Here is a 22,380-nt window from a genome sequence, read left to right as displayed (position 1 = left end):
AATTTCATTATAATAAACACTTACAAGGAAGGCGCCAAGGCGCCTTCCTTTTGTCTGTTCTGGCGACAAAGTTCAGCCGAGATTGAGTTCCTGGAAGAAGTCGTTGCCCTTGTCGTCGATGACGATGAAGGCAGGGAAGTCTTCGACTTCGATTTTCCAGACCGCTTCCATGCCGAATTCCTGATATTCCAACACTTCGACCTTTTTGATGCAGTCCTGAGCGAGGCGCGCGGCCGGGCCGCCGATCGAGCCAAGATAGAAGCCGCCATGTGCCTTGCAGGCCTCGCGCACCGCACGCGAGCGATTGCCCTTGGCGAGCATCACCATCGAGCCTCCGAAGGACTGGAACTGGTCAACGTAGCTGTCCATGCGTCCAGCCGTCGTCGGGCCGAACGAGCCGGAGGCGTAGCCGGCCGGCGTCTTGGCCGGGCCGGCATAGTAGACGGGATGGTTTTTCAGATAATCCGGCATGCCCTGACCTTTTTCCAGGCGGTCGCGGATTTTTGCATGCGCCAGGTCGCGGGCGACGATGATGGTGCCGGTCAGCGACAGCCGGGTCTTGACCGGATGCCGGGACAGTTCCGCCAGGATGTCGGCCATCGGCCGGTTGAGGTCGACACGGATCACCGATTCGGAAAGCTTGGCCTCGTCGATTTCGGGCATGTATTTCGACGGATTGGTTTCAAGCTGCTCGATGAAGATGCCGTCGCGGGTGATTTTGCCCTTGGCCTGCCGATCGGCGGAACAGGAGACTCCAAGGCCGATCGGCAGCGAAGCGCCATGGCGAGGCAGGCGGATGACGCGGACATCATGGCAGAAATATTTGCCGCCGAACTGCGCGCCGACACCGAGGCTCTGCGTAAGCTTGTGGATTTCCTTTTCCATCTCGATATCGCGGAAGGCATGCCCGTTTTCGGAGCCCTCCGTGGGAAGACAGTCGAGATAACGCGTCGAGGCGAGCTTGACGGTCTTGAGGTTCATCTCCGCTGAGGTGCCGCCGACGACGATCGCCAGATGGTAGGGAGGACAGGCCGCCGTGCCCAGTGTCAGGATCTTCTCCTTGAGGAAATCCAGCATGCGGTCATGGGTGAGTAGCGACGGCGTACCCTGATAGAGGAAGGTCTTGTTGGCCGAGCCGCCGCCCTTGGCGACGAAGAGGAATTCGTAGGCGTCGGTGCCTTCCTCATAGATGTCGATTTGGGCTGGGAGATTGTTCTTGGTGTTCTTTTCCTCGAACATCTTGATGGGCGCGAGCTGCGAGTAGCGCAGGTTTTTCTTTTCGTAGGCGTCGAGCACACCCTTTGCCAGAGCCGCGCTATCGCCGCCTTCGGTCCAGACGCGGCGGCCTTTCTTGCCCATGATGATCGCCGTGCCGGTATCCTGGCACATGGGCAGCACTCCGCCTGCGGCGATATTGGCATTTTTCAGCAGGTCGTAGGCGACGAAGCGGTCGTTATCGGTCGCCTCCGGGTCCTCGAGGATGGAAGCAAGCTGCTGCAGATGACCGGGGCGAAGCAGGTGGTTGATATCGGCAAAGGCCGTCTCCGCAAGCAGTCGGATGCCCTCGGGATCGACGGTCAGGATGTCCTGGCCCTTGAACGTATCAACGGAAACATAGTCGCCGGAGATTTTGCGGTAGGGGGTGGCGTCGTCGCCGAGGGGAAAGAGATCGTCAGCCATGCGGGACCTTTCAATGCCTTGATGTGGCGGGAGAGACGTTTGCGAACGGTCTAAATCCGGCAAGGTCCAAATGCAATTGGCTGGATGTCACAACTGAATTTCAAGAGATGTGATTGTCAATGTCCTGTAGACAATTGGTGCTCAAAACCGCTCTTGAGAGAACGACCAGCAAGGAGCACATTTCAACCATACAGGCAGGGCAGGTGCCCAAACAGCCCTGGGACAGGTTGAGATCATGGATATCTCCCACAATCATCATCACCACATCTCTCCGCTAGCGGTTGCCGCAGCGGTCGTCGGAGTGAGCATGCTGGCACTCAGTCACAATGGCTATTTGCAGCATGCTTTTCACAAGGAAATCATGGCGTCGATCAACCCGGCTGACGTCCTGACCGCCGCCGACATGATCCCGGAACATCCGAGCGACCGCGCACCGCTGCACTACAAGCCGATCACCGCGTCGGTACACTAATCATTACAGACAAAGCACTTCCGGCAGATACCGGAAGTGCTTTCTTACTGGGCCGAATTCACTTCGGCCCGATCATCGTCTCCGGTCGAACGATGGCGTCATAATCTTCCGCCGAAACCAGACCGCTCGCCAAAGCCTCTTCCTTCAAGGTCGTACCGTTCTTGTGCGCCGTCTTGGCGATCTTCGCGGCATTGTCGTAGCCGATTTTCGGGGCCAGCGCCGTCACGAGCATCAGTGAGCGCTCCAGACCAGCCTTGATATTGTCCTCGCGTGCCTCGATGCCGACGACGCAATTGTCGGTGAAAGAGACGGCTGCGTCGCCGAGCAATTGTACCGACTGCAGGAAGTTATAGGCCATCATCGGATTGTAGACGTTCAGTTCGAAATGACCCTGGCTGTCGGCGAAAGTCAGTGCGGCGTTGTTGCCGAAGATGTGGATGCAAACCTGCGTCATGGCTTCGCATTGGGTCGGATTGACCTTCCCCGGCATGATCGACGAACCCGGTTCGTTTTCCGGCAGGGCCAGCTCACCAAGGCCGGACCGGGGACCGGAGCCGAGCAGGCGGATATCATTGGCAATCTTGAAGAGAGCGGCGGCCGCGGCATTGATGGCGCCATGGCTGAAGACCATGGAGTCATGGGCGGCCAGCGCCTCGAACTTGTTCGGCGCGGTGACGAAGGGCAGGCCGGTGATCCCGGCGATTTCGTGGGCCACCTTTTCCGCAAAGCCGATCGGCGCGTTTAGGCCGGTTCCGACGGCTGTGCCGCCCTGGGCGAGTTCGCAAAGGCCCGGCAGCGTCAGTTCGATGCGCTTGATAGCCGAGGCGACCTGCGCGGCGTAGCCGGAAAACTCCTGGCCGAGGGTCAACGGCGTGGCATCCTGGGTATGGGTGCGGCCGATCTTGATGATATGGGCGAAGTCGGCAACTTTCTTTTCCAGCGCCGCGTGCAGATGTTTGAGGCTCGGCAGCAGGTGATGAACGATCTGCTCGGCGCAGGCGATGTGCATTGCCGTCGGGTAGGTGTCGTTCGACGACTGGCTCATATTGACGTGGTCGTTCGGATGCACCGGCTTCTTGGAGCCCATGACGCCGCCTAGCATTTCGATCGCCCGGTTCGAGATCACCTCATTGGCATTCATGTTCGACTGCGTGCCGGAGCCCGTCTGCCAGACGACCAGCGGGAAATGCTCATTGAGCTTGCCGTCAATGACTTCCTGGGCCGCCTCGACGATCACTTTTCCGAGAGCAGGGTCCAACTGACCAAGTTCCATGTTGGCACGCGCCGCCGCCTGCTTGACGATACCGAGGGCGCGTACGATCGATAGCGGCTGCTTTTCCCAGCCGATCTTGAAGTTGCCCAGCGAGCGCTGCGCTTGTGCGCCCCAATAGCGGTCGCTTGCTACTTCGATCGGGCCAAAAGTGTCGGTTTCAGTGCGGGTGGCGGTCATTCTGTCTGATCCTGCTTTTCCGTTGAAAAGGATAGCCGTCATATAGGTCCGAACGACGCTCAAGAAAACAGCGAACGAGGGATTTTATGAGTATTCTCATCATGTTTTCCGGACGGTAAGGAGGGCCGTGTTCTTTTTAACACGCTCGATAGATATTCTTCAGAGCGTCTTTATTGCCACTCAAAAACCGCGCGAAACTTCAATAAAAAATTAACTAATAATTTCATAATTTTGTTCGAACTAAACCGCGAAGGATGCTTCCGCTTTGTCACACAAAGTTGAGGCATTGAACGAAAGGCGGGGTCTGGCCGTTTTAATTCTAATGGTTAAACGGTGTTTTGAACATCGTGGCCGAGTTGAACTGAAAACAGCGCCGTCTGCCTCGAGGCTACCGCATGACACGGGGACTGATTAGAGAATGAAACTTGTCACTAAAGCCGCAGCATCCGTCCTGGCGCTTTCCTGCGGCATCTCCGCCGCGGGCGCGACCTCCGCAAATGCCATGACCCTCATGGACTTCATTCGCGGTGGCCAGGGGCGCCAGGAGAGCACGCAAGTCTACGCTCCGCTCAACGCGAGTCGCGGTCAGCCGGGCGTTAGCTCCGCTGCGCCGGTGCAGACAAAAGAACCGCTCCCCACGGTTAGCGCGCCCAAATATTACACCTACAAGCCCGAGCCGATGCGTCTCGTGGCGTCCAACCGCTTCGCCGACCCGGTGGTGACCGGGGCTGTTGCGGATGCGTCGACGACGCCGGTTGCCGTCGATACCAGCGCTTCGCAGCGCCGCTTTCTGACCGACGCTCGTGTGATGGCGACGAATGACATCGCCAAGGCGCTCGAGGCCTATTATGCGGACCAGAGCAAGCCGCTCGTCTGGGTTGCCGACAATGTCATCGATGACAAGGCGAAGGCAGCCATGGCTGTTCTGGCCGATGCCGGCTCCGTCGGCCTCGACCCGGCCGACTATGCGGTTCAGGCCCCGAGCTTCGATCCCGCAAGTGTCGATCCGACCATGCGCGACCGCGCCTTGATGCAATTCGAGCTTGCACTTTCCAGCAAGGTACTGATGTTCGTTCAGGATACGGTCCGCGGCCGTCTCGACCCGAACAAGATCTCCGGGTATCACGATTTCAAGCGCAAGGACGTCAACCTGACGCCGGTTCTCGGCCTGCTGCAGGCGAGCCCGGATGTTGCCGCCTATCTCAATAGCCGCAGCCCTTCGAACCAGGAGTTCATGGAACTGAAGGCCGAGCTTGCGAAGCTTCGCGGCGAAAGCAGCGATAGCGCCCATATCTCCATCGCGTTGGATGGCACCCTGAAGCCCGGCGGCAGCTCGCCGGAGATGGCCAATATTGTCAAGGCCATTGAGCAACGCGGTTCGGATGCGCTGAAGGTCAAGAACGCCGTGACGCTTGCTGGCTACACCGGCACGCCGGACTATACGCCGGACCTCGTCTCGCTGGTCGAAGACTTCCAGAAAGAAAAAGGCCTGACGTCTGACGGCGTCATCGGCCAATCTTCGGTTCGCGCCATGGTCGGCGAGAATAACGACGCGAAGATCCAGAAGCTGGTCATCGCCATGGAGCAGTTGCGCTGGCTGCCGGACGAACTTGGCCCGCGCTACGTCTTGATTAACCAGCCGGCCTTCATGGTCTACTATCACAACAACAACCAGGAACAGCTGTCGATGCGTGTCGTCGTCGGCGGCAAGCAGCATCAGACGTTCTTCTTCGAGAACCAGATCCAGACCGTTGAATTCAATCCGTTCTGGGGTGTTCCGCAGTCGATCATCATCAACGAAATGCTGCCCAAGCTGCGTGCCGATCCGAACTATCTCGACCGCATGGGTTATCAGGTTGAGGTCGGCGGCCATGCTGTGGCGTCGTCCAGTGTCGACTGGTATGGCTCGACCAAGAATGTCTCCGTCCGCCAGCCGCCGAGCAGCGACAATGCGCTGGGTGAGCTGAAGATCCTCTTCCCGAACTCGCATGCGATCTACATGCACGACACGCCGCAAAAGAGCTTCTTCAAGAAGGATATGCGCGCGCTGAGCCACGGTTGCGTCCGCCTTGCCGACCCGCGCGCCATGGCAGCTGCCGTGCTGAACACCACAGTCGACGATGTCGCAAAGCAGATCGCCACCGGCCAGAACAAGGCCGTGCCCGTGCCGCAGAAATTTCCGATCTACATCGCCTATTTCACCGCCTGGCCGAACAAGGATGGCGTCGTGCAGTATTTCAACGATGTCTACGATCGCGATGCGGCAACGCAGAAGGCGCTCGACGCGACGACCAAGGCGCGGTCGGCACAAATCTGATTTGGGATGAGACTAAGAATACCAGGAGGCGGTCCATTGGGCCCCTTCTTTGTCATTTCAGCGCAGCCTAAGCGCGATGGAGGCCGAAAGTCTCGTTTGGCATCGATCATAGATGGCCGCCCACGCGCCGGCTCTATTCCTTCGTCTCGATCCGCCATTCGTGAGTGCCAAAGGTGACGTCAAAGCGGGAGAGGAATGAGCGGCCAAGCAATCCGTCGATGGCGCTGCCAAGTGCCATATCATCGTTAAGGATGACGGTGGCGACGTCGTTGGCTTCGACCCGTCCAACTTTCACCGTGGCCGCAGACGCTCGCGTGCCCTGAGAGACACCGTTGGCCGTCTGCAGCAAAATGTCGTTGGCAGAATCGACTGGCAGCTTGGCGCGGGAAGCGAATGCCTTAGTGACACTGACGAATCCGGCGCCTGTATCGACCACGAAATTGCCGCTGACACCATTGATCGATACTTTAGCAACAATGACGTCCTTGCCTTGCGTCGGGAAACGATCGCTGCCCGCGGCATAGGTGGATGTACATTTCCCTTGTGCGGCGTAGTTCTTGATGATCCCGCGCACGACGGAGGTATCGTTTCGATCCGGATTGATTGATATCCAACTCTGCAGCGGTGTGAGCGCCGCGCAATAGTCGCCAAGCGCACGGTAGCTGTCGGAAATGCCCTGATAGGTGAGGCTATTCAAGTTCGCCACGTTGTCCGTGAGGCCGATAACTGAATAGTAGTCGCCGATAGCATCGCGATATTTCTTTGCTCCTTGCCGGATCTGCGCTCGTAGGAAATGGTAATCCGGCACTCCCGGCGTCATCGCAATCAAGTCATCGGCGACCTTCTGCGCTTGGTCGAACTCGCTCAGGTTAAGAAGAATGCTGGCTGCACTCTGAAGGGCAACATTGGAGGGGGTGCACTTATTGGAAAATGCCACAAGTGCCGTCGCAGCCTCATGGCGATAGCCTTGCGCTTGCAGCTCCATGCCAAATTTGTAGAGCGCATTCCAATCACATGGCTCGCGACGCAGCATGTCAAGATAAGTGGACATCGGGTTACGGCCGGCAACCACATTCGGCAGTGGTTCGATATCGTATTGCTTATAGATCGCGAGTAACGCCGGATCGGGCTTGGCTGCAACCATCTTTTCGACGTAACCGATGATGCGATCGCCATAGATGTAAAACGCAATGCCAGCGCAGAGCGCGATGCAAATCGTAACTGTGCGGAAGATGGGTGCGAAAAGCCCTTTACGAGAAGGCAGTCTACCGGCATTGCGGTCTTCGGGGTCTGCTATGAGCAAGCGTGCACTCCGCTGTCGAGATGCGTTGTACGCTTCATCTTCGACGCAGACAAAACCGGACTATATGCTACGAGCCGGCCAATCGTTTCGTTTGAGTTGAGGCGTGCTCAAGTTGTGGCGCAGGAGCGCGAATCGCGCAAGTGCCGCTACAACCTTTCCAGCAAATTACCCTGGTACAGTCCGGTTCTACGCAGCCAGCAAGTCGCGGACGAGCGCTGGTGTGAGCTCGTCATAGTGGGTGATGACCCGGTTCGGGCCGAGGGTATCGACGCTGACGTCCGAATAGCCGAAGGGGACGGCGATGGAAGGGACGCCGGCATTGCGGGCAACCAGAATGTCGTTGATGCTGTCGCCGATCATCACGGTGCGGCGGAGGTCACCGCCGGCGCGTTCCACGGTGCCGATCAGGTGCTCCGCATTTGGCTTGCGAACGGTGAAGGTATCGCCGCCGGTGATCGCCTCGAAATAGTGGGTGAGCCCGAGCCGCTCCAGAAGGATGCGTGCGAGCGACTCCATCTTGTTAGTGCAGACAGCGAACTTGTAGCCTTGTGCCCTCAGGGCGTCCAATGCCGCAAGCAGACCCGGATAGGGCTGCGTCAGGCCGGGCATCGTCTCGATGTAGTGTGCGATGAATCGCTGCAGCAATGTCGGCAGTTCCTCCGACTTCAGAATATAGCCTCGAAGCTTGCAGGCGCGTTCGATCATGACCTGGGCGCCGTTGCCGACAAGATAGGTGAGGTCGCTGTAATTAACCGGCGCCAGTTCCAATGCGGCAATCGTATGGTTGAGGCTTTCGACGAGATCCGCATGAGTATCGAGCAGCGTGCCGTCGAGATCGAATACGACAAGGGGAGATTTCACGAGGAATCGACCTTTGGGTAAGAAGGATAAGCAGGTCTTTCGAGTTAGAAGATCGGGCCGGCAATTGCAACCGAAGGCTCCGCAAGCTTGTTCGAATATGGCCGCTGATTTCTATGCGGAGCCGTTATTTTGGCTTTCGTTTGCCAGGAGAGCCGTGTAAACAGCACACCAACGCAATAATGGGAGCAGGTGGCGCATGGACGCCCGCCAAATGAAGATCGAAGCTGCAAGGGCGGCTCTGACCGATGTCGAGAGCGGCATGCGGCTCGGCATCGGCACGGGCAGCACGGCGGAAGAGTTCGTTCGGTTGCTCGCAGAAAAAGTTGCGGCGGGGCTTGCGATCGAGGGCGTTCCGACCTCCGAACGTACGGCCAGGCTCTGTGTCGAGCTCGGCGTGCCGCTGAAGTCGCTCGATGAGCTTCCCGAGCTTGATCTCACCATCGACGGTGCCGACGAGGTGGACGGTGCCCTACGTCTGATCAAAGGCGGAGGGGGTGCGTTGTTGCGCGAAAAGATCGTAGCGGCTTCGTCGGCTCGGATGATCGTCATTGCCGACGAGAGCAAGGTCGTCGAGATGCTTGGCGCTTTTCCGCTGCCGATCGAGGTCAATCCGTTTGGCCTCGTTTCGACGCGAATCCTGATCGAAAAGGCGGCATCCCGTCTTGGTCTTGCCGGCGCACTCAACCTGCGCCAGTCGGGTGATGGCAACTTCATGACCGACGGTGGACATTTCATTATCGACGCATCTTTTGGCCGCATTCCTGATGCAGAGGCGCTGTCGATTGAGCTGCATTCGATTCCCGGTGTTGTCGAACACGGGCTCTTCATCAATATGGCGACACTTGCGATCATTGCCGGCCCTGCCGGCGCGCGCACGTTGCAGGCGAACAATACATAGGAGCACTGAACTCATGATCAAAATAACGGGTCTTGGCCGTTTTGCCGCTGCGACCATCGTTCTTTCAGGCATCGCGCTCGGTTCCGCCAGCGCTCAGGAAGTCACGGAAGATCAGATCAAGGCTGCGCGGGCTGCTATCAACGCGCTCGGCATCACGAACCAGTTCGACAACATCCTGCCGAATCTCGCCGAACAGTTAAAGAGCACGATGATCCAGGCGAACCCGAACTTCGGTGATGCCATCAATTCGTCCGTCGACGCAACCGCACTTGCCCTGGCGCCGCGCCGCGCCGACCTCGAGCGGGAAGCCGCTGTGACCTACGCGAAGGCTTTCACCGCCGACGAGTTGAAGGCGATCGCCGATTTCTACAACTCGCCCGCCGGCAAGAAGCTTCTCAAGGATGGCCCGATTGCAACGCGTGAGCTCTACAAGGCCGCTGATATCTGGGGGCAGGGCATCTCGCGCGATCTCGCCAACCAAAGCAGCGACGCTCTGCAGAAGGTCGTAAAGGCCCCGATCGCTCCCGTGCCGGCCGACACCACCGACAACGCTCAGCCGGCAACGGCGGCTCCGGCACAGAAGCCGGCAGCGAAGAAGTAAGCTCGATCCCGTCCATGATTTGATCCGAAAATCGGTTCACGTTTTCGGGATCATGGACCAGGCACTCGAATTCCAAAGCCCGGATATCGTTCCGGGCTTTTCTTTTTACGCTTCGAAATCCTATATCAGTGCCGACCCTTTTTCGGCGCGTCGCGCGCAGCTTCATTTCCATAGGAGTATCCGATGCCTTCCTTTGATTTCGATCTTTTCGTCATTGGCGGCGGTTCGGGGGGCGTGCGCGGCGCGCGCGTCGCCGCATCGCTCGGCAAGAAGGTCGGCATCGCCGAAGAATATCGTTATGGCGGCACCTGCGTCATCCGCGGCTGTGTTCCGAAGAAGCTCTTCGTCTACGCCTCGCAATACAGCGAGCATTTTGAGGATGCAGCCGGCTTCGGCTGGACGGTCGGCGAAAGCACATTCGACTGGAAGAAGCTGATCGAGGCGAAGGACAAGGAAATCGCCCGTCTGGAAGGGCTCTATCGCAAGGGACTCGACAACGCCAAGGCGGATATTTTCGATACCCGCGCCGAGCTGGTCGATGCTCATACGATCCGCCTGCTGAAGACCGGCAGAACCGTTACCGCCGAAACGATTGTCGTCGCCACCGGCGGCACGCCGAACCTGCATGCGGCGCTGCCCGGCCACGAGCTCTGCATCTCGTCCAACGAAGCTTTTCACCTGGAAGAACTGCCGAAATCGATCCTGATTGCCGGCGGCGGCTACATCGCCGTGGAATTCGCCAATATCTTCCACGGGCTCGGTGTCGAGACGACATTGATCTATCGCGGCGCCGAGATCCTGTCGCGCTTCGACCAGGATCTGCGCAAGGGCCTGCATGAGGCAATGGAGGCCAAGGGTATTCGCATCCTCTGCCATGACATCATCGAAAGCGTAACGAAGATGGACGACGGCCTGAGCGTTCGGACAAAGAATGATAAGGTGCTGAACGTGGACACAGTGATGCTGGCACTTGGCCGCACGCCGAATACCAAGAATATCGGCCTGGAAGCTGCAGGCGTGGCGGTCAACGAACTCGGCGCTATCGTCGTCGACGAATATTCGCGCACCTCGGTGCCGAACATCTATGCGCTTGGCGATGTCACCGATCGGGTACAGTTGACGCCGGTGGCGATCCATGAGGCCATGTGCTTCATCGAAACTGTCTACAAGAACAATCCGACCCGCCCGGATCACGAATTGATCCCGACTGCCGTCTTCTCGCAGCCGGAGATCGGCACGGTGGGCTTGACCGAAGAGGACGCCGCCAAGCGCTATCCGGAACTCGAAGTCTATCGTGCCCAGTTCCGGCCGATGAAGGCGACGCTATCAGGCCGTAACGAGAGGACGATGATGAAGCTGATCGTCAATGCTGCCGATCGCAAGGTTATCGGCGCGCACATTCTCGGCCATGATGCCGGCGAGATGGCGCAATTGCTTGGCATTCCCGTGAAGGCCGGCTGCACCAAGGAAGATTTCGATCGCACCATGGCGGTTCATCCCACGGCCTCCGAGGAGCTGGTGACGATGTATACGCCAAGCTATCGCATCCGTAACGGCGAGCGGGTATAGGAATAGGCTAGTAATTCTGCCGCGCATAAAAGACCTTCCGAACAGATGGTCCGCCTTTGCAAGAGGCGGGCAAAGGTTTATAAGCGCGCGTTATTTGTGACGGCAGGCACTTGGCGAAGACCGGGTGCGGAAACAGGTGAGTGAGATGGCAGAGAATTGGACACCGAGCAGTTGGCGGCAAAAACCGATCCAGCAGGTGCCGGAATATCCGGATCAGGCAGCGCTGGCAGCCACGGAAGCACAGCTTGCAAGCTATCCGCCGCTCGTTTTTGCCGGTGAAGCTCGCCGTCTGAAGGCGCATCTTGCCAATGTCGCCGAAGGCAACGGCTTCCTGCTGCAGGGCGGCGACTGCGCCGAAAGCTTCGCGGAGCATGGCGCCGACACGATACGCGATTTCTTCCGCGCTTTCCTGCAGATGGCTGTCGTTCTGACGTTCGGTGCGCAGCTTCCTGTCGTAAAGGTCGGCCGTATCGCCGGTCAGTTCGCCAAACCGCGCTCTTCGGCCATCGAGACGCAGGACGGCGTGACGCTGCCGAGCTATCGCGGCGACATCATCAATGGCATCGAGTTCACTCAGGAAGCGCGTATCCCCAATCCGGAACGCCAGCTGATGGCCTACCGCCAGTCGGCCGCTACGCTCAATCTCCTGCGCGCCTTCGCCATGGGCGGCTATGCCAACCTCGAGAACGTGCACAAGTGGATGCTCGGTTTCGTCAAGGACAGCCCGCAGGGCGAGCGCTATCGCAAGCTCGCGGACCGCATCAGCGAGACTATGGATTTCATGAAGGCGATCGGCATTACCGCCGAGAGCAATCCGAGCCTGCGCGAAACCGATTTCTTCACCAGCCATGAAGCGCTGCTACTCGGCTATGAGGAAGCCTTCACGCGCGTCGACTCCACGTCGGGCGACTGGTACGCCACCTCTGGCCACATGATCTGGATCGGCGACCGCACGCGCCAGGCCGACCACGCCCATGTCGAGTATTTCCGCGGCATCAAAAATCCGCTTGGCCTGAAGTGTGGCCCTTCGCTGCAGGCTGACGATCTGCTGAACCTCATCGATATCCTGAACCCCACCAACGAAGCCGGTCGCCTGACGCTGATCTGCCGTTTCGGCCACGACAAGGTTGCCGACAATCTGCCGCGCCTCATTCGGGCGGTCGAGCGCGAAGGCCGCAAGGTTGTCTGGTCCTGCGATCCGATGCATGGCAACACGATCACGCTCAACAACTATAAGACCCGGCCGTTCGAGCGCATCCTGTCGGAAGTCGAAAGCTTCTTCCAGATTCACCGCGCCGAGGGCACGCATCCGGGCGGCATCCATATCGAGATGACGGGCAAGGATGTCACTGAATGCACGGGCGGCGCCCGCGCTGTCACGGCCGACGATCTGCAGGATCGCTACCACACCCATTGCGATCCGCGCCTCAACGCCGATCAGGCTCTGGAGCTTGCCTTTCTGCTCGCCGAACGCATGAAGGGCGGCCGTGACGAGAAGCGTCTGCGCGCGCACGGCTGATAGCGAGCATATCAAGACATCATTTGCGAACGGGCCGGCTCATGCTGGCCCGTTGTTCTTTTCCGCTTTCGCAATCAATCTCGCTGAAACCTGCTTCATTTCTTTGCATTTGACGCCAGCGGCATCGTCGTCGAACTTGCCATGAAAAGAGGGGAGACAGCATGAATAGCGAACATACCGGCGCTTGCCTCTGCGGCAGTGTGCGTTTCAAGACACATGGCCCTTTGCGGGAGGTTGTCGCCTGTCATTGCTCGCAGTGCCGCAAGCAGACCGGGCTTTACTACGCCGCGACCAATGTTTCGCTTGGCAATATCACGATCGAAGGCGAGGATGCGATCACCTGGTATCGTGCCAGTTCCTTTGCCCGTCGCGGTTTCTGTCGAACCTGTGGTTCAGCGCTTTTCTGGGTGGCTGATAGCGCAGAGGAAATCTCGATTATGGCGGGTCTCTTCGACCGGCCGAGCGACCTGAAGCTTGCCTACCATATCTACTGCGCCGACAAGGGCGATTTTTACGAAATCACCGATGAGCTGCCGCAGTACCAACAGGGCCGTCCAGGACTGCTGACAGCCGGGCCTTCGGATTAGATTTTTGTCGATAGGCGCCAAGCCTGCAAGCTCTTCCGTTAACACGGCCTAGAGAAGTGGGACGATCCGATCATCGCGCGATGTACAGGAACGCGCTGACAATAGAGACGCCGCCAACCGGGGCTAGAAATAGCAGCAGGAGTTCAAGTCCAAGCGCCCACATCAGCAACTTCTGCTGCCCTGGTGTCAAACGCGGAGGCTTCTTCTCCGGCTTCCGGGGGCTCTCTCTTCTTTCATAGAACCCGTTCAAATCGCGATACATTTTCGCCTCCATCGTTTATGGAGAAACTACGGTTGCTGCACTTGGTTCCTGCGATAGCGTTGGATGCGAGCACCGCACGTCATGCCGCTGGGATCAAGATGTTTCGCCTGGAAGAACAGTGCAGCTTCGAACAGATCGTCAAGAAGAGTAGGTTTTGCGCGGTCGCAATCCCCGTCGACTCCGAGGAGACAGCGAAACTGGCTCTTCAAACCATCGCTGCAGCTACAGGTGCCAATCACAATTGCTGGGCCTGGCGCATAGGACAAGCTTACCGCTTTTCGGATGATGGTGAGCCGAGCGGTACGGCCGGAAAGCCAATATTGGCGGCAATCGATGGGCAATCAGTCGATTGTGCGCTTTTGGTCGTTTCCAGGTGGTTCGGCGGAATGCTGCTCGGGACGGGAGGTCTCGTGCGAGCATACGGCGGCACCGCTGCAGCCTGCCTGAAGGCAGCGAAGCTCACCGCCTTTACGCTAATGATTGCCGGACAAGCGAAAATTCAGTTTGGTGATTTGGCGCTCGTGAGGGCACGCCTCGCCTCGCTCGATCAGGTTCGCATAGTCGAGCAACGCTACACTGACGAAGGTTGCGATGCGACAATCCAACTGCCCCAAGAGGATGTCCGAGCCGTCGCACAACTCATAAATGACCTTACCAATGGGCGCTCGGCGCTTCGTTTGGACGATTGACCTAGACGATCGGGCTCTCGCCGGTCTTGTCTTCGAGCCTCCTGCTCAGCCTTGCGAATTCCTCGCGCAGGGCCGAAAGCTCCGTCAGAACATGCAGGTCGATCTTCTGATGCAAGGAGAGCACTTCCAGTTCGGCCTTGAGATTGACTTCGTAGTCTTTTGCCGCCTCGAAACGGTCGCGCTCAGCCTGGCGGTTCTGCGACATCATAATGATCGGGGCCTGGATCGCAGCGAGCATGGAGAGGACGAGGTTGAGGAAGATAAAAGGATAGGGGTCGAAAGCGCGCGTGACGAGCACGATGGTGTTGACCACGCACCAGACCACGAGAAAAGCAAGGAACGCCAATATGAACGACCAGGAGCCGCCGACGCGGGCGATGCTGTCTGCGAGGCGTTCGCCCCTGGATGCCTCCGCCGAGAAGGCGGCGTTGATGTCGGTGGAAACGATTTTCCGCTCATGCGCCTTTTTCAGCACGCGCTTTTCGATATCGCCGAGCTCGTCGGCCGTCTTGTCGAAATGCTGATGAACGAAATTGGGCAAATTATACATGGGAACACTCCGAAGACTTGATCGCTTTCGGCGCAAGTATTCGATTGCCCGATGGAAATGCAATGCGAAAAGGGCGGCTGCCTAACTGTTCTGGTCGATGAGCCGGGCACGCGACGGGAAGAATCGGTCGAGACCGTATTCCCGTCCGAACATCGTGTCATGCTGCAGATAGCGATAGTCGCGCACTAGCGGATCGAGATTTTGCTCCTTCCGTGCCCAATCCGGAAAGGCCAGGCCGTCGCGCGCCGCCAACTGGTAACGATCGACGATGGTGTATTTCTTCTGCACGCGGCCGAGAAAGCCGGTGTAGAAGGGGTGCTCGTAACCGGCGGTCTTCAGGATGTGATAGGGCAGTTGCGACGGGCTGATTGTGCCGATATCCCTGCGCACGCCCTTCTTGTTCGACCAGATGACCAGCGGCGTTTCATGCTCCTGCCTCATCACGTCGAGCGGCGCTTTTCGTGTTGCCACCTGTTCGGGCATATATCCGGTATCCGGATAGACCGCGCCGAGTGGCGGCAGATGATCGCCCCAGAGAACGATGATCGTTTCGCGGTCGCGCTTCGAAGCCCAGTCCATCAGCATTTTCAAGCTCTGGTCGGCTTCCCGAACACCCTGGGTATAAGTCGCGAGCGTGTCGCGATCGGCGTCGCTGAGATCGCCTTGGATGTCGACGGTATTCTCCACGTAACGATGCGGTTCGTAGGGACCATGGCCTTGCAGGGTGACGGCGAAGAAGAAGAACGGCCGCTCCATGGCGTCGCCCTCGCGCATGATCTCCTTCATCAGCGAGTCGTCGGAGGCGAAAAGGCCACGCTTCTCCATTGGCGCCATGGTCTCCTCGGTGAGGAATTCCTCGAAACCGAAAGCCTTGTAGACTTCGTTGCGGTTCCAGAACCAGCCGCTGAACGGGTGGATGGCCCGCGCCGCATAGCCTTCGCCGCGGAAGAAGGTAGCGAGCGACGGCATCGGCCGGCGCACATATTGCTGGTAGGGAATGCTGCCGTACGGCAGGAAGGCATTGGAGAAGCCGGTCAGCGCTTCGAACTCGACATTGGCGGTCATGCCGCCGAATTCGGGGGAGAATACATGGCCCGATTGTGCTGTTCGGATATTCGGCATCGGATCGGGCCTGAGGCTCAGCTGGGAAAGTCTGGTCGGGTCCCAGAAAGACTCGCTCATCAGCATGATGACGTCGGGCTTTTCGCGTGGGCTGGAAAGATAGCCATAGTTGCGGGCGGGTATGGCGTCGATCGCATTTTGGCCGTAACCCGCTGGCGCTTTGACATCGGCCATCGGCACATTCAGCAAGAAGGCCATGATGAAGCCGTTGTAGCCGTAGTTTTCCTTCTGGTCCCAGACGATGGGGATGATACCCAGTTTTTCCCGGATCAGCGAATTTTCCGTTGGATCCATCTGCGAGCCAAAGACGGCCATCAGCGGCAGGCAGATGGACAGCCGTGCGATCCTCGCATTGTGCGAAAGCGGTGCCGCATGCCGCCAGACATAGCGCCAGAGAAAGGTGAGGGCGGTGATCGAGGCAACAATGCCGACGGCGACCGCAACCGCGGTCCATGGCCGCTCGCGCAGCATAACCGGCATAAGCTCCATAATCTGACGGGCGAAAAGGAAATCCGAGGGGTAAAGCGGATCGGAGAGATAATGTTGTTTCTGATTGGAAATGAGGGCCGGGATCAGGGCCAGGGGGGCGACAATCAATGTCGATTGATGCGCGCGGCCGAAGATTGCGTCGAGCACCAGCATCAACAGCATGATGACGCCGACCGTCGTGAATGCGGGACGGATCGGTGAAATGAAGTAGCCTGCAATATCCGTCAGTTCGCCGCGCGCACTCCACTCGACGGCGACAACGGTCAGGAGCGCAAGCAGGAAAGTCAGGCTAAGGCTGAGAAGCTGACGTAAAGCCGTCGATTGTTGTCTCGCCGTTGCAAGCTTTTGCAGAATGGCGGACCTGCCTGCCGACGCAGAACCTGGTATTAAGGCAACCACCGGCCTCTCCGAATGTTATAGATCGTTCACATAAGTGTCGCTCCCTTGTCATGAATGCGGGATGAATCGCAAGACTTGCTTAGTATTTTGCTTGAGAAAATGCCGCCTATGCGAGTACCGCGCTCTTTGGCGCGCGAAGACAGCCGAAGGCTGTTGCGGAACAGGATTGCGCTCGCTAAATATATGGCATGACAGAACAAAGCCCCATCACTCACACCATCCGCATCGCCGTCGCTCAGCTTAATCCGACGGTCGGCGATGTTGCCGGGAACCTTGCCAAGGCGCGGGAAGCGCGGGCTGAGGCGGCGCGCGAAGGCGCGCAGCTTGTGTTCCTGACGGAGCTGTTCATCTCCGGCTACCCGCCGGAGGATCTGGTGCTGAAACCGGCCTTTATCCGGGCCTGCTGGAAGGCCGTGGAAAAGCTGGCCGCCGATACCGCCGATGGCGGACCGGGCGTGATCGTCGGCTTTCCGCGCCAGGACGAGACAGGCCGCTACAATTCGGTCGCTGTGCTTGATGGCGGCAAGGTCATCTTCGTCAGGGACAAGGTCGATCTGCCAAACTACGGCGAGTTCGACGAGAAGCGGGTCTTCGACGAAGGTACCATCGCGGGCCCGGTTAACTTTCGGGGTGTCCGGATCGGCATTCCGATCTGCGAGGAGATCTGGAACGATCTCGGCATCTGCGAAACGCTGGCAGAAGCCGGGGCGGAAATTCTTCTGGTTCCGAATGGCTCGCCTTACTACCGCGGCAAGGTCGACGTCCGTCATCAGGTCGCGCTCCGCCAAGTGATCGAGTCCGGCCTGCCGCTCATCTATGCAGCCCAGGTCGGCGGGCAGGACGAGCTCGTTTTTGACGGCGCAAGCTTCGGCTTCAACGCCGACAAAACTCTGGCATTCCAGATGAGCCAGTTCGAAACCGCTTTGGCGGTGACCACCTGGAAGAAGAACAGCAGCGGTTGGCACTGCGCCGAAGGGCCGATGGCGCATATCCCGGAAGCTGAAGAGGCCGACTACCGTGCCTGCCTGCTGGGCTTTCGCGACTATGTGAATAAGAACGGTTTCAAATCGGTCGTGCTCGGACTTTCCGGCGGCATCGACTCGGCGATCTGCGCTGCGATCGCCGTCGATGCGCTCGGCGAAGAACGGGTGCGCACCGTCATGCTGCCGTATCGTTATACTTCCGAGGATTCGCTGAAAGATGCCGCCGATTGTGCCAAGGCGCTCGGCTGCCGCTACGACATCGTGCCGATCGAGGAGCCGGTGACCGGCTTCACCTCTGCACTTTCGGATCTGTTCGAAGGCACGGATAGCGGCATTACCGAGGAAAACCTCCAGAGCCGTGCCCGCGGAACCATCCTGATGGCGATCTCCAACAAGTTCGGCTCGATGGTCGTGACGACCGGCAACAAGTCGGAAATGTCGGTCGGCTATGCGACGCTCTATGGCGACATGAACGGCGGCTTCAATCCGATCAAGGACCTCTACAAGATGCAGGTCTATGCGCTGTCGCGCTGGCGCAATCTGCATGTGCCGCCGGGTGCGCTTGGTCCATCGGGCGAAGTGATCCCTTCCAACATCATCGACAAGGCGCCGTCAGCCGAGCTGCGGCCGAACCAGACGGACCAGGATTCGCTGCCGCCCTATCCGGTGCTCGACGATATCCTGGAATGCCTGGTAGAAAAGGAAATGGCCGTCGAGGAGATTGTCGCACGCGGGCACGATGTCGCGACCGTCCATCGCGTCGAGCATCTGCTTTATCTCGCCGAATACAAGCGCCGCCAGTCGGCACCGGGCGTGAAGATCACCAAGAAGAATTTCGGTCGTGATCGGCGCTATCCGATCACCAATCGGTTCCGCGATCGTTGATCGCGGCGCCGTACGGCGAGTGGAGATGCAATGCGCAGTTCGGTCGAGATCTACAATATCCGCACCGGTGAAAATCGCGTGGTCTGGCAGACCGAGCGGCTGGTCGAGGCGCCGAATTTTTCGCCGGATGGGCGGTATCTGTTGCTAAACGGCGACGGATTGCTTTATCGGCTACCGCTCGACGGCAAGGCGGAGGCCGTTCAGGTTGACACCGGATTTGCACGGCTCTGCAACAACGACCATGGCATATCGCCCGACGGCTCGCTGATTGCCATTTCCGACAAGACGGAACACGGCAAGTCCTGCATTTATGTTTTGCCCGCTGAAGGTGGAACGCCACGGCAAGTGACGCGCAATCTGCCATCCTATTGGCATGGGTGGTCACCCGATGGCCGGCGGTTTTCCTATTGCGGTATTCGCGATAACATCTTCGATATCTACACGATTTCGATCGATGGCGGCGAAGAGACGCGGCTGACGCATGGCGAGGGCCGCAATGACGGGCCTGACTATTCCGCCGACGGACAATGGATCTATTTCAACTCCAGCCGCACCGGCCTGATGCAGATCTGGCGCATCCATCCCGACGGCACCGGGCTACAGCAGATCACCAACGACAATTACGGCAACTGGTTTGCCCATCCGTCGCCGAAGAACGACAAGGTCGTACTGATCTCCTACGACCCCGATGTCTTCGACCATCCGCGCGATCTCCATGTCCGGCTGCGGCTGATGGATATGGATGGCGGCAATCTTGCGACGCTGTTCGAACTTTTCGGCGGGCAGGGCACGATCAATGTGCCGAACTGGGCGCCCAATGGCGATGAGTTCGCCTATGTCCGTTACGAGCCGGTTTGATCTCTCTGGACAGGTCAGGGCGCTCACTATAAATTTTGGATCGTTCGCAGGGCGCATCCGATCCGCGGGAAGGGCAAGGCCCACCTGATGCATAGCAAGTAAGACTGCCACACCTCTTTTCAGTCTGTGGGCGCGGATACCGGACGTGAATGAAAGGAGGTCTATCGTGACCACGCGCTCCCTGGCGGGCAATGCCACCGTCGATTCCCTAAAAAAACAGGCCAAGGCTTTTTTGAAAGCCGTTCATTCCGGCGATTTATCGGCGCGCAGCCGTGTCGCGTTGTACTTCGCCGATGCCGCCGAAATTGGGCTTCAAGACATCCAGCTTGTCCTTGCCCGCGAATATGGCTTTTCAAGCTGGACGAAACTCAAGACACATCTGGAAAGCGCCAACCGCAGGCAAACTGCCCCGGATCAGCTTGCCAACCAATTCCTATCGCTGGCAACGGTCTCCTACTTTGGCCATATTCCGGCCGATCCCGCACGCTTCGATGAGGCGTTGCAATTGCTGGAGGCTAATCCTGAGATCGCCGGGGACAGCATTTACATTGCCGCGGCGCTTGGCGATGCCGCCGGCGTGGCGCGCTGGCTCGATCGGCAGCCGCAGCTTCTCGATCGGAAAGGCGGGCCTTATGATTGGGCGCCCTTGCTCTATGCCGCCTATGCTCGCCTGCCTGACTGCTCCAGTTTGCCGGCGGCGCGGGCTTTGATCGAGCGTGGGGCCGATCCCAACGCCTTCTTCCTCGACGGCGGTCAATATCGCTTCACGGCGTTGACCGGCGTTTTCGGAGAGGGCGAAGCCGGAAAGGTCCGGCAGCCACCGCATCCCGACTGCGAAGTTTTCGCACGTCTATTGCTCGAGGCCGGCGCCGAAGTGAACGACAGCCAGGCGCTTTATAATCGCATGTTCGAGCCGGACAATTCCTGCCTAGAATTGCTGCTTGAATATGGGCTTTCCGCCGCCGACAAGAACAATTGGCTCGTGCGCGAAGACGGTCGGCTAGTGGCGAATTCGCGGACGGTGTTCGATTATCAACTGGCTTGGGCCTGTGAGAAGCGCATGGCCGCGCGTGTCAGGCTGCTGGTCGAACACGGGGCCGACGTCAACGACCAGGTCAATGGCCGAACGCCTTTCGAATGGGCGCGGATCGGTGGCAGCAAGGAACTGGCGATGTACCTCGTACGGAAGGGGGCTGTTGCCGTCCGTCTGAAACAGGAGGATTGGCTTTACCTTCAGATCATGACCGGTGAAATATCGGTCGACCAGATGAGACTGACGGTGCCGGAACTTGACATCCCCGCAGCCATGCATCGAGCCCATCCCGCGATGCTGCACGAAGCTGCGGGGGACAATGTCTTCGACCCCGTCCGCCGCATGCTCGCCCTTGGCCTCGACGTCAACGCCATGACCAGCCGCACGCCACTGCATGAGGCCGCTCTGCATGGCCATATCGATATGGCGAAGCTGCTGATCGAACACGGTGCCGACACCACCATCCGAGATCCCTATCACTATTCGCCGCCGGTCGGTTGGGCGGAGTATAACGGCAAGGAGGAAATGGTCGAATTCCTGAAGACGCAGCCACTCGATATCTTTGCCGCTGCTGCCTTTGGCCAAGTTGAGCAATTGGTCGCACATCTGGATGCGCATCCTGATCAGATGAACATTCGCTTCGGCGATTTCCGTCCACACGGACAGGCGAGCGCAGATCGCGACTGGTTGACGCCGCTCGGCTTTGCGATCCTCAATGCTCAGGTGGATTCAGTTCGCCTTCTGCTGGAGCGCGGCGCCGATCGTGCGGTGAGAGATGCGTCCGCCCGTTCGTATAGGGATTTGGCGCAGGAGACGGGTGACGAGGCGATTATCTCACTGCTCAAAGCGTCTATTGCGCAGGCTGTGGACCAGGCGCCTTCGGATGCTTGAGATCGAGGCTGCCCTGGTCGGGAGCGAGGAATTGCGGTCCGACCTGACGCACCTTGTTTGTTGCGGGATCGTAGGGCCGATCCGGTGGCAGTTGCTTTGGCTGAACCTGACTGATCGATGGCGCGGAGGTCACCGGTGCCTGACGGGGCGGTAACGTTGTATCGGGTAGAGGCCTCGGCGTCTCGATTGTTGTGATAGAGCTTTCCGGTTGCATCAGCGACCGTTGTTCAGCCGCATAGGGGTCCGGCTTCAATCTGGTATTGATGACGGTGTCGGGCTCAGCGGAAGCCGGGATGCTGCAGCCATTCCGCTGCATGGCAGTCAGCAATTGCCGGCGCTGCGCACCCTCGGCGTCGACGCGGGTCAAGCTCAGCTCGCGCTCATCCATCAGCGAACCAAGGTCCTGCTGCATCCGATCAAGCGACCTCTGCATCTCATCGCAGGCGCCGTTATCCCCCGAGCCGGAGCCGAAGATCACCACGCTGCTATCGAGAGTGCAACCCTGATTGCGCATATCGCTCCTGAGTTGCCGGATCATAACATTTTGTCGGACGATGGCGCGTGAAAGCTGCCGCGTCTCGGCGCTGGCACCGATGACTTCGGTGACATTGGCATATCGGCCGCGCAATTCATCGCAAATGGTATTCGTCTGCGCAAAGGCGGGCGCCGTCGCCAACAGGGACAGCAAAAGACAGGAGGAAAAATTTCTGCCGCAGTTCACAATCTTGCTCTTCGAAAGCGGTTCGACCCAGGGAACGATACTGCACGGAGCTTAACAACGTTCCTATCAGAAATGTGCTTTTGAGGTGCAGCTTTTGCGAACTGACCGAAGATGGAGCGTGGGCCAGCCCATCTTTAAGGCTGCCTTGTGAGATCTCCGGCCGAGAAGTGCCGGCGCATCGGTAATTTCGAGATGACCGACCGGCTGGTCACCAACGGCTTCATGACGACCGCCCCGAGGG

The 22,380-nt window shown here is 58.7% G+C and carries 19 protein-coding genes; 11 read left to right on the top strand and 8 right to left on the bottom strand.

Annotated features, from left to right (window positions below; all coding sequences use genetic code 11):
• Nucleotides 1–72 precede the first annotated feature (72 nt).
• Entirely contained in the window at nucleotides 73–1,680 is a 1,608-nt protein-coding gene (locus PY649_RS17090) for a fumarate hydratase (protein WP_285869760.1), read from the bottom strand.
• A 235-nt stretch (nucleotides 1,681–1,915) separates the two neighbouring features.
• Here PY649_RS17090 and PY649_RS17085 point away from each other — a divergent pair, with 235 nt between their 5' ends.
• Nucleotides 1,916–2,152, top strand: a complete 237-nt coding sequence (locus PY649_RS17085; RefSeq protein ID WP_285869759.1) for a hypothetical protein — start codon at nucleotides 1,916–1,918, stop codon at nucleotides 2,150–2,152.
• Between the two features lie 58 nt (nucleotides 2,153–2,210).
• On the opposite strand, the gene fumC is transcribed toward PY649_RS17085, so the two are convergent.
• Nucleotides 2,211–3,602 (bottom strand): class II fumarate hydratase, encoded by a 1,392-nt coding sequence (gene fumC, locus PY649_RS17080; protein WP_285869758.1) that lies wholly within the window; start codon nucleotides 3,600–3,602, stop codon nucleotides 2,211–2,213.
• Nucleotides 3,603–4,020: 418 nt separating this feature from the next.
• Here fumC and PY649_RS17075 point away from each other — a divergent pair, with 418 nt between their 5' ends.
• The gene (locus PY649_RS17075) at nucleotides 4,021–5,919 is read left to right on the top strand and encodes a L,D-transpeptidase family protein (protein WP_285869757.1); all 1,899 of its coding nucleotides are present in this window, start codon (nucleotides 4,021–4,023) and stop codon (nucleotides 5,917–5,919) included.
• A gap of 133 nt (nucleotides 5,920–6,052) precedes the next feature.
• Here the strand turns inward: PY649_RS17075 and PY649_RS17070 are convergent, their stop codons facing one another.
• A complete protein-coding gene (locus PY649_RS17070; protein WP_285869756.1) occupies nucleotides 6,053–7,222 on the bottom strand; it encodes a retroviral-like aspartic protease family protein in 1,170 nt (389 codons plus the stop codon).
• A gap of 186 nt (nucleotides 7,223–7,408) precedes the next feature.
• Entirely contained in the window at nucleotides 7,409–8,083 is a 675-nt protein-coding gene (locus PY649_RS17065; protein ID WP_285869755.1) for an HAD family hydrolase, read from the bottom strand.
• Nucleotides 8,084–8,279: 196 nt separating this feature from the next.
• Between PY649_RS17065 and rpiA the strand changes: the two genes are divergently transcribed.
• The 5 genes from rpiA to PY649_RS17040 all read left to right on the top strand — a co-directional run bounded on the left by rpiA (nucleotide 8,280) and on the right by PY649_RS17040 (nucleotide 13,257).
• Nucleotides 8,280–8,981, top strand: a complete 702-nt coding sequence (rpiA, locus tag PY649_RS17060; RefSeq protein ID WP_285869754.1) for a ribose-5-phosphate isomerase RpiA — start codon at nucleotides 8,280–8,282, stop codon at nucleotides 8,979–8,981.
• Nucleotides 8,982–8,994: 13 nt separating this feature from the next.
• Nucleotides 8,995–9,582, top strand: coding sequence for a DUF2059 domain-containing protein (locus tag PY649_RS17055; RefSeq protein ID WP_285869753.1), 588 nt, complete (start codon nucleotides 8,995–8,997; stop codon nucleotides 9,580–9,582).
• Nucleotides 9,583–9,765: 183 nt separating this feature from the next.
• A complete protein-coding gene (gor, locus tag PY649_RS17050) occupies nucleotides 9,766–11,151 on the top strand; it encodes a glutathione-disulfide reductase (protein ID WP_285869752.1) in 1,386 nt (461 codons plus the stop codon).
• A gap of 145 nt (nucleotides 11,152–11,296) precedes the next feature.
• Nucleotides 11,297–12,670 carry a class II 3-deoxy-7-phosphoheptulonate synthase gene (locus PY649_RS17045; protein WP_285869751.1) on the top strand — a complete coding sequence of 458 codons (1,374 nt, stop codon included), beginning with the start codon at nucleotides 11,297–11,299 and terminating at the stop codon, nucleotides 12,668–12,670.
• A gap of 161 nt (nucleotides 12,671–12,831) precedes the next feature.
• Nucleotides 12,832–13,257, top strand: coding sequence for a GFA family protein (locus tag PY649_RS17040; RefSeq protein ID WP_285869750.1), 426 nt, complete (start codon nucleotides 12,832–12,834; stop codon nucleotides 13,255–13,257).
• Nucleotides 13,258–13,327: 70 nt separating this feature from the next.
• Here PY649_RS17040 and PY649_RS17035 read toward each other — a convergent pair whose 3' ends face one another.
• Nucleotides 13,328–13,519 carry a hypothetical protein gene (locus tag PY649_RS17035; protein WP_285869749.1) on the bottom strand — a complete coding sequence of 64 codons (192 nt, stop codon included), beginning with the start codon at nucleotides 13,517–13,519 and terminating at the stop codon, nucleotides 13,328–13,330.
• A 98-nt stretch (nucleotides 13,520–13,617) separates the two neighbouring features.
• On the opposite strand from PY649_RS17035, the gene PY649_RS17030 reads away from it, so the two are divergent.
• Nucleotides 13,618–14,208 carry an IMPACT family protein gene (locus PY649_RS17030; RefSeq protein ID WP_285869748.1) on the top strand — a complete coding sequence of 197 codons (591 nt, stop codon included), beginning with the start codon at nucleotides 13,618–13,620 and terminating at the stop codon, nucleotides 14,206–14,208.
• Nucleotide 14,209: 1 nt separating this feature from the next.
• On the opposite strand, the gene PY649_RS17025 is transcribed toward PY649_RS17030, so the two are convergent.
• Together PY649_RS17025 and PY649_RS17020 are read right to left on the bottom strand one after the other, a co-directional pair.
• Nucleotides 14,210–14,758, bottom strand: a complete 549-nt coding sequence (locus tag PY649_RS17025; protein ID WP_285869747.1) for a DUF1003 domain-containing protein — start codon at nucleotides 14,756–14,758, stop codon at nucleotides 14,210–14,212.
• Between the two features lie 81 nt (nucleotides 14,759–14,839).
• Nucleotides 14,840–16,768, bottom strand: a complete 1,929-nt coding sequence (locus tag PY649_RS17020; protein ID WP_285869746.1) for an LTA synthase family protein — start codon at nucleotides 16,766–16,768, stop codon at nucleotides 14,840–14,842.
• Between the two features lie 188 nt (nucleotides 16,769–16,956).
• Here PY649_RS17020 and PY649_RS17015 point away from each other — a divergent pair, with 188 nt between their 5' ends.
• The 3 genes from PY649_RS17015 to PY649_RS17005 all read left to right on the top strand — a co-directional run bounded on the left by PY649_RS17015 (nucleotide 16,957) and on the right by PY649_RS17005 (nucleotide 21,418).
• A complete protein-coding gene (locus PY649_RS17015) occupies nucleotides 16,957–18,636 on the top strand; it encodes an NAD+ synthase (protein WP_285869745.1) in 1,680 nt (559 codons plus the stop codon).
• A gap of 30 nt (nucleotides 18,637–18,666) precedes the next feature.
• Nucleotides 18,667–19,494 carry a TolB family protein gene (locus PY649_RS17010; RefSeq protein WP_285869744.1) on the top strand — a complete coding sequence of 276 codons (828 nt, stop codon included), beginning with the start codon at nucleotides 18,667–18,669 and terminating at the stop codon, nucleotides 19,492–19,494.
• A gap of 166 nt (nucleotides 19,495–19,660) precedes the next feature.
• A complete protein-coding gene (locus PY649_RS17005) occupies nucleotides 19,661–21,418 on the top strand; it encodes an ankyrin repeat domain-containing protein (protein WP_285869743.1) in 1,758 nt (585 codons plus the stop codon).
• Here the strand turns inward: PY649_RS17005 and PY649_RS17000 are convergent.
• Nucleotides 21,378–22,139: a hypothetical protein gene (locus PY649_RS17000; protein WP_285869742.1), complete on the bottom strand. Its 762-nt coding sequence runs from the start codon at nucleotides 22,137–22,139 to the stop codon at nucleotides 21,378–21,380. The genes PY649_RS17005 and PY649_RS17000 overlap by 41 nt on opposite strands.
• Nucleotides 22,140–22,380: the final 241 nt, after the last annotated feature.

This window comes from Rhizobium mayense (genome assembly GCF_030272705.1).
Lineage (GTDB): Bacteria > Pseudomonadota > Alphaproteobacteria > Rhizobiales > Rhizobiaceae > Rhizobium > Rhizobium mayense.
This window is presented reverse-complemented; position numbering and strand designations above follow the sequence as displayed.

Bases quoted from the DNA above. Each gene is read 5' to 3' on its own strand.
- PY649_RS17055 (WP_285869753.1), top strand. From the start codon at position 8,995: ATGATCAAAATAACGGGTCTTGGCCGTTTTGCCGCTGCGACCATCGTT.
- PY649_RS17035 (WP_285869749.1), bottom strand. From the start codon at position 13,519: ATGTATCGCGATTTGAACGGGTTCTATGAAAGAAGAGAGAGCCCCCGG.
- PY649_RS17075 (WP_285869757.1), top strand. From the start codon at position 4,021: ATGAAACTTGTCACTAAAGCCGCAGCATCCGTCCTGGCGCTTTCCTGC.
- PY649_RS17030 (WP_285869748.1), top strand. From the start codon at position 13,618: ATGTTTCGCCTGGAAGAACAGTGCAGCTTCGAACAGATCGTCAAGAAG.
- rpiA (WP_285869754.1), top strand. From the start codon at position 8,280: ATGGACGCCCGCCAAATGAAGATCGAAGCTGCAAGGGCGGCTCTGACC.
- PY649_RS17025 (WP_285869747.1), bottom strand. From the start codon at position 14,758: ATGTATAATTTGCCCAATTTCGTTCATCAGCATTTCGACAAGACGGCC.
- gor (WP_285869752.1), top strand. From the start codon at position 9,766: ATGCCTTCCTTTGATTTCGATCTTTTCGTCATTGGCGGCGGTTCGGGG.
- PY649_RS17015 (WP_285869745.1), top strand. From the start codon at position 16,957: ATGACAGAACAAAGCCCCATCACTCACACCATCCGCATCGCCGTCGCT.
- PY649_RS17040 (WP_285869750.1), top strand. From the start codon at position 12,832: ATGAATAGCGAACATACCGGCGCTTGCCTCTGCGGCAGTGTGCGTTTC.
- fumC (WP_285869758.1), bottom strand. From the start codon at position 3,602: ATGACCGCCACCCGCACTGAAACCGACACTTTTGGCCCGATCGAAGTA.
- PY649_RS17010 (WP_285869744.1), top strand. From the start codon at position 18,667: ATGCGCAGTTCGGTCGAGATCTACAATATCCGCACCGGTGAAAATCGC.
- PY649_RS17090 (WP_285869760.1), bottom strand. From the start codon at position 1,680: ATGGCTGACGATCTCTTTCCCCTCGGCGACGACGCCACCCCCTACCGC.
- PY649_RS17045 (WP_285869751.1), top strand. From the start codon at position 11,297: ATGGCAGAGAATTGGACACCGAGCAGTTGGCGGCAAAAACCGATCCAG.
- PY649_RS17085 (WP_285869759.1), top strand. From the start codon at position 1,916: ATGGATATCTCCCACAATCATCATCACCACATCTCTCCGCTAGCGGTT.